2 pseudogenes are annotated in these 1895 nt (G+C 31.2%); both read right to left on the reverse strand.

The features are described 5' to 3' along the window. Positions 1 to 365: pseudogene (locus tag AB0K82_RS44440) on the reverse strand (replication initiation protein); the annotation flags it as partial. A 1412-nt stretch (positions 366 to 1777) separates the two neighbouring features. Then, positions 1778 to 1895 (reverse strand): annotated as a pseudogene (locus AB0K82_RS44445) (replication initiation protein); the annotation flags it as partial.

Consider the following 1895-nt stretch of genomic DNA (forward strand, 5'->3'; position numbering starts at 1 on the left):
AACCAAAGCATTTCTTCATGCGTAAGTTTATTCGGATTAAATTCAACACGCATATTACGTCTATCCCATGTATCTGCTTTTACTTTGTCGTATTCAATATAAACTTTTCCTTGTAGTGCTTTAGCTTTAAATTTCGTTTGTAGTATATCCCAAAGTCTAATTTGTGGTTCAGTACTCATGAATTCAGATAGCTTTTGAGCATTATTTTTATTTAAATTCCCAACAATTGTCATACGGTCGAAACTGATTTTTGGTTTCGATATGCACACAGTATGTGCGTGTAACCGGCTATTAGAGTAGCCGGTTGAGTGTAAAATATCACTATCCTTATTTTGTAAGTACTTTGAATAATTTTCTCTACTCATAAAAAATCGACTCCTTAATTTAATTTAAGAAGTCGCTCACCCGAATATATACCTTGAAGAAAAAACTAATATCGTTTAATATCTAGATATACAAAATATAAAAAACAACTTAATGTTTTTCCTTGGGTAAGTCGCATTCACAAACTTTGGCGGGGGAGTGAGCGACTTCTTTTTATTTTGTTATTAATATAACACTATCAAAAAGCTTGGTCTATTATGACCAAGCTTTTTGGTGTTTATAAACCTATGTCAAAAATTTCTTTCAACAACAAAAAAACGCCTTAACCCTTTATTGACAAGGGATAAAGCCTTAATTCAAAAATTGAGTTATTTCTATATAGTATCAAGACAAGAAGAAACTCGTTTCAAAAAAGCCAAAAAATCTCATCGTTAAATACTTTTGAATGCACTATGATTAAATAAATGTTAAAGTGAAAATATAATTCTCGAACATCATTAATTCTTTTAACATGAAATAGTTCTTCTACCAACCCATAGTCACTCAATAATTGAGTGACTATTTTTAATGGTTTTGGATGAGATGAAAATAAATAAGTGTTAAAGTAAAAATATAGCATTATCCTCATTCACATTTAGTTTTAGTCTTTTAATGTGAAGTGATCTTCGCCCAAAAATAGCTACTCACAAATTGAGTGGCTATTTTTTAATGCTTTATTCCAATTGCTTTATTGACGTTGAGCCTCGGAACCCTTAACAATCCCTAAACTTGTCGAATCGTCGGCTTAATAGCTCACGCTATGCCGACATTCGTCTCCAAGTTTAGTTAAGGGTTCTTCTCAACATCAATAAATTTTCTCGGCATAAATGCGTATGGTATGCTCAATACAGTGCTCAATTTTAATCGCACAGCATTTTATTGCTATTCTCCAGACCACTCATTTTTGAGTGGTTCTTTTATTTTGCATTTTAAGCCCTTTCTAGGACATTTAATCATTCCACGTATAAAAAATAACTAAAAACTTTTTTCGTTCAACAGAGAGACGATAAATCATTTTAAAATTTATTTTCTAAATCTTTTAGAATACGAAATATGTTTTTCTATCTCGGTTATTCTTCTTAATAAAAAGCTAAAGCCTTAAAAAATAGGTGTATAATGTAACTCTTGTATTTTAAAGAGCATAAGTGGAATCCTGCACAGAAATGTCTCCAAATGTCTCCATTCGGTAGCTATTTCTGTGCAAAATATTGATTTGACAGTGTCAAATGGGATTCCTATTTATGCGATAAAAATTGTTATATGACTCCCGAACGGCTACACAAAAGCTACCGAATAGCTACACAAAATCAAAAATGGATACCATATGGATACCTAAAATCAAAAATAGCTCCCAAATAGCTACATTATTAGGTAGCTATTTGGGAGCTAAAAGGGAGCCGAATGGTAGCCATTTTTAAAATAGCTTCTTACTTTTTATCTGCCAAAATTCTATTTGCTTTTGTAATTGTTTTTCATTTTCTCTTAAAGTCGATTTCATTAATTCCGTTAAATCAACTGGAGATATTTCTTTA

Origin of the sequence: Actinoallomurus sp. NPDC052274 (assembly GCF_040679475.1) — a bacterium.
In the GTDB taxonomy this organism is placed as follows: domain Bacteria; phylum Actinomycetota; class Actinomycetes; order Streptosporangiales; family Streptosporangiaceae; genus Actinoallomurus; species Actinoallomurus liliacearum.